8 protein-coding genes are annotated in these 7,150 nt (G+C 39.3%); all 8 read left to right on the top strand.

Annotation, left to right across the window (positions count from 1 at the left end):
* Positions 1 to 89: 89 nt before the first annotated feature.
* The 8 genes from K2G43_RS06715 (at position 90) to K2G43_RS06680 (ending at position 7,148) form a co-directional block, all read left to right on the top strand.
* A complete protein-coding gene (locus K2G43_RS06715) occupies positions 90 to 1,103 on the top strand; it encodes a serine/threonine-protein kinase (RefSeq protein ID WP_366524995.1) in 1,014 nt (337 codons plus the stop codon).
* 77 nt (positions 1,104 to 1,180) lie between these two features.
* The gene (locus tag K2G43_RS06710) at positions 1,181 to 1,495 is read left to right on the top strand and encodes a hypothetical protein (protein ID WP_300153690.1); all 315 of its coding nucleotides are present in this window, start codon (positions 1,181 to 1,183) and stop codon (positions 1,493 to 1,495) included.
* A 3-nt stretch (positions 1,496 to 1,498) separates the two neighbouring features.
* On the top strand, positions 1,499 to 2,143 hold the full coding sequence (locus K2G43_RS06705; RefSeq protein WP_300153688.1) for a DUF2971 domain-containing protein: 645 nt from the start codon (positions 1,499 to 1,501) through the stop codon (positions 2,141 to 2,143).
* 101 nt (positions 2,144 to 2,244) lie between these two features.
* Positions 2,245 to 3,219 carry a hypothetical protein gene (locus tag K2G43_RS06700; RefSeq protein WP_300153686.1) on the top strand — a complete coding sequence of 325 codons (975 nt, stop codon included), beginning with the start codon at positions 2,245 to 2,247 and terminating at the stop codon, positions 3,217 to 3,219.
* Complete coding sequence (locus tag K2G43_RS06695; protein ID WP_300153684.1) at positions 3,219 to 3,770, top strand: FHA domain-containing protein; 552 nt, start codon at positions 3,219 to 3,221, stop codon at positions 3,768 to 3,770. Before K2G43_RS06700 ends, K2G43_RS06695 begins: the two co-directional genes overlap by 1 nt.
* Positions 3,771 to 3,777: 7 nt before the next feature.
* Positions 3,778 to 4,800, top strand: coding sequence for a protein phosphatase 2C domain-containing protein (locus tag K2G43_RS06690; RefSeq protein WP_300153682.1), 1,023 nt, complete (start codon positions 3,778 to 3,780; stop codon positions 4,798 to 4,800).
* A gap of 1 nt (position 4,801) precedes the next feature.
* Positions 4,802 to 6,244: a protein kinase gene (locus tag K2G43_RS06685; RefSeq protein ID WP_300153680.1), complete on the top strand. Its 1,443-nt coding sequence runs from the start codon at positions 4,802 to 4,804 to the stop codon at positions 6,242 to 6,244.
* A 22-nt stretch (positions 6,245 to 6,266) separates the two neighbouring features.
* Complete coding sequence (locus K2G43_RS06680) at positions 6,267 to 7,148, top strand: SUMF1/EgtB/PvdO family nonheme iron enzyme (RefSeq protein WP_300153678.1); 882 nt, start codon at positions 6,267 to 6,269, stop codon at positions 7,146 to 7,148.
* Positions 7,149 to 7,150 lie beyond the last annotated feature (2 nt).

Raw genomic sequence — 7,150 nt, 5'->3', positions numbered from 1 at the left:
GAGTAGTGGATGAGAAATTCTTCCTCTTTAGACTGGCTAAGATTTATGCATACCCCCAATGATTATCGGGTGAGCCGAAACAAGTAGCTATAAAGGAATTCTTCCCGAAAGACTTTTGCGAGAGGAACGGAACTACAAGCCAAATAACATTAGGAAATGCGAATACAACTGAACTCGTAGTAAAACTTAAAGAAAAGTTCCTCAAAGAGGCAAAAAATATTTCAAAGCTTAACCACCCCAATATTGTAGCCATACATGACATATTTGAGGAAAATGGTACAGCATATTATCTAATGGATTTTATTGATGGCACTTCCCTCAATGACAAAATCAAGTTCGTTGGAGCATTACCTGAGGAAATGGCGTTGAAATATATTCGTATCGTTGGCAATGCCATCACATATATGCATTCAAAGAAGATGAATCATTTGGACATTAAACCTGCTAATATCATGCTTAGAAAGTCCGATGATGCTCCGATTTTGATTGACTTTGGGCTTGCAAAACAATACGATTCCACCGGTGACCAAACCTCAACAACACCCGTCGGGATAAGCTATGGGTATACACCTATAGAACAATATCGACCGGGAGGGGTGGCTACATTTACACCTCAGAGTGATGTTTATGCCCTCGGTGCAACTCTTTATGCATTGCTGACAGGACAAACACCTCCTCATTATAGTGATATTCTGGAAGAGGGACTTCCTGTGTTACCGTCAAGCGTCAGCCATGCGACTGTTACAGCCATTGAAAAAGCAATGGAAACTAAGAAAACGAGACGTCCCTCTTCTATAGAGGAATTTTTAGCATTACTGCCTGATACTATAAAAGATAGTAAGTCTCAAAATTTGGATAATATACAGACTGATAATTCAGTTTCCTACAAGAAGACCGTTGATATTCAGAAGGCTAACGAGGAGCCTGTCGTAAAACCAATAGATAAAGAAAAACAAAAAACAGAACCAAAGCAAAAGGTTTTAGAGGAAACTGTAATTCTCAATGTTCCTTTGTCCAATTACATCCCAACAAAGGAAAAGAACCCACATAATGAGGTCGCACAAAAGTGTCAATTAACACAGGGTTACAGTATCTTGATCTAGGTTTGTCAGTTAAATGGGCAACGAAATTAAGTGGTATCGCAAAACCTGTAATTAATGACGACGTGTACAAATTCCAAATGGGAGATGGAAGTATTATAAAGCCTAATGATTTCGTCATAGAGCATTCGCTACCTACCATTAAGCAATACGAGGAACTGATTGAACGTTGCAGTTGGACAACATTTCAGGAGGACGGTATGCACGGCTATAAGATAATCGGTCCAAATGGTAATATCTTGATGATGCCATTGGGTGTCCTCAACCGTTATCTTTCTGCGGAGTGTCTTAAGCCCGATTGCCTCTATTATTACTTCCTCTATCTCGGAGAATATACTCATACACTCGCCAAAGGTGTACCCACTGAGGCAAATATATGGACTGTTAAAGGGTAAAATATGGCAACTAAAGCACCTAAAGACGCTGTATACCTTTATAAGTTTCGAGGCGTGTCCAATTTACGCTGGTTAATTGACATATTAGTACGCCAGCGCCTATATGCCGCATCTTATGACGAACTTAATGATCCAATGGAAGGATATTTTTTATTTGATCCTTCCACAGAAGCCGATGTAAAAGCAAATCTAAGAGATCTTCGCAAAAGAACTGGAATATGTTCACTATCTAAAAATTATACCAATACTTTAATGTGGTCATTTTATGGAGAAGACCACAAGGGGATTTGTATAAAATTAGCTGTCACGTCAAAAGGTTGGGAAAAGAGAGAAATACGCTATGAGAAGTCTCTCCCAGTAATTACTGATGAACCCAAGAAGTATTTGGACTTGATGAGTTCTAAATCCATACATTGGAAATATGAAAATGAAGTGAGATATATTAGAGTTTTTGATAGTCAGGCTAAAATGAGGAAGTCTCGATTTCTCTCAATCTATATAGATGCCATATATTTAGGTTACAAGATGAATGATAAAGACGTCACATTTTATACAAAATTATTCCAATCTTTATTACCATATTTAACAAAAGATAAAATAAGACAACTTAAAAGGACAGAAATCGATACAGGGTTTGATAATGTTTGAATTTCATCACTCAAACTCATGCTTTTGTCATTTAATAGACAAAATACTTGGTCATTAAACGTGTCTACTTTAAATTTGCATTAAAATTAACAACTACTTATATGGATAACGAAACAACACGACTCATCAATGATGAACCTACTCTAAAAGAGCAATCCACATCAGTATCACAAACTCCGGCTGAGGTAGCACAATCTAAAAAGTCAAAAAAGACTAATCCTATAGTAGCCGCTGCAGGTGGTTTTGTTGTAGGAGCTGCTACTGGAGCTGCTACAACTATGGCTGCCGCCACGTCCAATAATGATACTGAAATGCCAACTGACATTATAGAAGAAGAAAAGATAGAAGAAAAGCATGAAGAAATACCTGAGGTACCTACTCCAGAGCAAGCCATTCTTGCCAATGATGAGGGAATCCGATATGCTCACGTAAACGCTAATAACTTCAACGAAGCTTTCGCCCAAGCGCGTGAACAGGTTGGTCCCGGTGGAGTGTTTGAATACAACGGACGTATTTACGCAACCTATTATGCAGACGAGTGGAACGATATGTCATCGCAGGAAAGAGCAGACTTCCAAAGCAAGGTATATGAAGTAGCGCCAACTCATCCTGCTGAACCTTCACATTCTTCCATGGCACATAATTCATCTGTAGAATCCACTCACCATGAGCCGGAAATAGTGGATGAAAACGTACAGAATACAGTTGCAGAGTCCATCCCGACTAATACCGAGATGATTGCTGCAGAACCGGTCGACAATGAAATCCGTGTGCTTGGTGTCGAAGCTGTGCAGAATGGATATGGCGAGATTATGAATGTAGCACTTGTAGAGTGTGAGGGCGATCAGGCATTGCTCATTGACGTTGATAACAACGGAACCATGGATGTCCTCATTCATGATGATAACTTCGATGGTCAGATTCAAGAATCGGAACTCCATGATATTTCCGGCGCAAGGCTTGAAGTTGCAGACTTACTGCAAGCTCAGGCTGCTCAGGAAGGTGATGTATTCTATGCGTCAAATGACGATATGCCTGACTACATAAACGATGCTGACTCAATAATGACCGTCTGATGGGAAAGATTTTTATTGTCTGCCCGGAGTGCCATCAGCAACTCTCTTTCAATGAAGTTCCGGGTTATCAGAATATGGTGGTGGAATGTCCCAAATGTCATTTCAAAGCCAATGCCAGTGTATATCAGGGCGGAGCTCAGGCACGTGGTGCGCAAGGGGCTGATGAGATACCAACTCAACTTGTCATGCCTCCAAGATCGGCGACTGATATAGGCCAAATCCGAGTTATGTCAACCAATGAGATACAGTTTCTCAAAGCCGGGAAAAATGTCATTGGACGTAGGGCAAAAACGGGAACAGCAGATATCAAGATCAGCACTGATATGTATATGAGCCGTCAGCATGTGCTTATAGACGTTGTAAAAAAAGGATTCGGTTATGAGCATCACCTCGTTGAAATAAACTCAAAGAATATCGTCAAACTAAATGGTAAACCAATCAATCGCGGTGACATTCTTATCTTAAAGTTTGGTGATACTATGACTCTTGGGATGACGGATATTGTACTTGAGTCAAGAATCGTTGATGAAGAGGCAACCCGATTAGCATAACTATATCATGATTACGATAAGACAACCTCTATCATTTACAGAGATAGGACAAAAGGATAATCAGGAAGACTATATTTTCCCGAGTCTCGCAGATGAAGAGACGCGAGTCTTCATCATGTGTGATGGAATGGGAGGACATGATAATGGAGAAGTTGCAAGTATGACGGCGGCAAATGCTTTAGGCAACTATCTGTCATCGTGCTCTGCCATTGATATTCCGGTATTCGAGACTGGATTGGCGAAGGCTTATGATGCCTTAGACAACATAGACACTAATTCCCTGAAGAAACCGGGAACGACTATGACATGTCTTTGCCTTAATGAAGATAACTACTTAGTGGCTCATATAGGAGACAGTCGCATATACCATATACGTCCGTCTCTATATAATTTTAACACGAAAAGAGGTGGTATTCTTTATCAGTCATCTGATCACTCACTTGTAAACGATCTTCTTAAAGCTGGAGAACTTACCGAAGATGAGGCCAAAGATTTCCCACAGAAAAATATCATAACGCGCGCTATGCAACCGCATCTGGCGAAGCGTTATAAGGCGGACGTATACACATTTGATGATATTCAAGGAGGAGATTATTTTTTCATGTGCTCTGATGGAATTTTAGAGCGGCTCTCGAATGAGGCGTTATGTGAAATCTTAGCTCAAGATAATCTTTCCGACGAACTGAAACTCGCAAAAATTAAATCTATATGTGAGAACAAGACTAAGGATAATTATACCTGCTGGCTAATCCCCATTGACAAGACCAACGTTAAGGGAACCAATAGCAAGAATACGCAGATTATCCAAGCTATTGAAGAGGGAGAAAGCACTGGTTTGTCTGTTGCGGAAGATCCTGTACCAATGATCACTCAGCAGAGCAAGGAAAAGAAAAATAAGTATTCTTTTCCAAAGTTCTCAGTTGATGCTGAGAATTTTAATACAGAGAAGTTGCTCTTATATATCGATTTACTTGTAATTGGAATTATGCTCGTCATTAGTCTTTGGTTTCTTATTAAAAGTATAGTATGATATGAACAATGTAAATAATAACGGCTTAAAGCCGGGCGCGTTACTTCGTCATGATACTTACCGCATTGAGCGGATACTCGGACAAGGCGGCTTTGGAATAACATATCTTGCTACCGATTTATCTTTGGAAAGATACGTTGCTATTAAGGAATTTTTTCCTAAGGATTATTGCGATAGGGAAGAATCGACATCGCACATAACAGTTGGGACAAGCTCCAACATTGAGTTAGTTTCACGTCTAAAGGCTAAATTCCTAAAAGAAGCCCGCAATATTGCAAAATTTGATCATCCGGGAATTATAAAGATCCATACTGCGTTTGAGGAGAACAATACAGCGTACTATGTAATGGATTATATTGAAGGGAGCAACCTCAACGAAATAGTAAAGAGTTCGGGAGCACTATCTGAATCCAAGGCTGTCAACTACATCACCCAGGTAGGCGATGCGCTTGACTATATCCATAAGCACAATGTAAACCATCTGGATATTAAGCCTGCGAATATTATGATTCGCAAGTCGGATGACCGCCCAATTCTTATTGACTTCGGATTGTCTAAGCAATATGATAGTGAAGGAAATCAGACTTCAACTACTCCAACAGGCATCAGTCATGGCTATGCTCCAATGGAGCAATATAAGGCAGGTGGCGTGAGTGAATTTTCACCTCAAACCGACGTATATTCTCTTGCGGCGACTCTTTACTACCTAATATCGGGTAAAATTCCTCCACATGCAACTGATTTGATCGAAGAAAGCATTTCCTTTCCAGCCGGTTTTCCAATGAACTTGCGCAACGCAATATCCAAAGCGATGTCATCGGCAAGGAAGAACCGATATGAAAGAGTTTCGACGTTTACTAGAGATATTACACCTATCGAAGAGAATGAAGAAACCCAAGTTATTCAAGAAGATACTATTCAAGAGCCCATTATCAAAGAACCTGCTCAAAATATCTCCAATAAATCTCATTCTTTAAGAAATGCTATATTTATCTGTTCTATTATAGCTGTCATAGTTATTATCATTATTTTTACTAATAAAACCTCATCTGAATCTGCAACTGCGTTAGGTATAGAAAAAAATGAGCAAGTTATTGCTTCTCATCCAACTTTCGTCAATAATGTAAATATTCAGACAACCTTAGGAAATGCAGTATATACCGGAGATGTTGATGAGAGTGGTTTGCCCCATGGAAAAGGCGTAGCAATTTGGGAAAAGGGAGATGGTAAAAAATATGACGGAGACTGGGTTCACGGTAATATGGAGGGGCAAACAACATATATACAACGCAGTGGTGATACTTTTGTAGGAACGTTTAAAGATAATCGATATCAGAAAGGACGATATACCATTAAGGAGGATGGTTCATATTTTGACGGAACCTTCAAGAATGGTCAACCTGATCAAGGATCTTGGTATGATAAATCTGGTAGTAAGCTATAAATTTATTATACAATTATAACATATGAAAAGAATTGTTTTGATATTATTATCATTAATCCCATTCTTATGCTTTGGACAAGGGAAAGTTGCCCGTCCTCAAAAACAAAACAATGCGGTTCGGCAAACAGCTGTTCCAAATAAGAAACAACAAAATAGAAAATCAGAACCCATTCTACCCAATTCGTCAGAGACCATTAATGGTATCAATGTAAATTGGAATGGGATTACTCAAAGTCAGAAAAATTCAATCATTGAAATTCTGAACAATATGGTTTATGTTAAGGGTGGTGAGTTTATGATGGGATCAAATGAACCGGAGGCTCTTAGTGATGAGAAACCTGTTCATAGGGAAGATGTAACTTCTTTTCGTATCAGCAAATATGAGATGACTCAAAAGATTTGGAATTCTTTAATGAATTCTAATCCAACTCCCGATTTTAACAATTATAAAGGGGATAATCTACCAGTAGTTGGGTTAGAGAAAGAGACCTGTATGGAGTTTATTCGGACTTTAAACAAAATGACCGGATTATTTTTCAGGTTGCCGACAGAAGCTGAATGGGAATATGCAGCCCGTGGTGGTTCTATGTCTAGAGGTTATAAATATAGTGGGAGCAACAATGTTGAAGATGTTGCATGGACTAAAGAAAATAGCGGAGACAAGCCTCATCCTGTAGGTACAAAAGGTCCAAATGAATTGGGCCTCTACGACATGAGCGGGAACGCTTGGGAACATTTTTCTGATGGTTGGAGCGACAATTATAACAGTTCACGTAAAAACAACTCTTTTAGTATCCGAGGAGGAGCATTCTCTGAGAATCCTGAAAATTGTCGAGTTGCTCATCGAAATCATTATATGACAGGGTTTAGTACCTATCAGATGGGATTACGACTCGTTCTATAAAA

This window comes from Bacteroides sp., from assembly GCF_029057325.1.
GTDB lineage: Bacteria > Bacteroidota > Bacteroidia > Bacteroidales > Bacteroidaceae > Bacteroides.
Note: the sequence above shows the minus strand (reverse complement) of the source record. Positions and strands in the feature narration are given on the sequence as shown.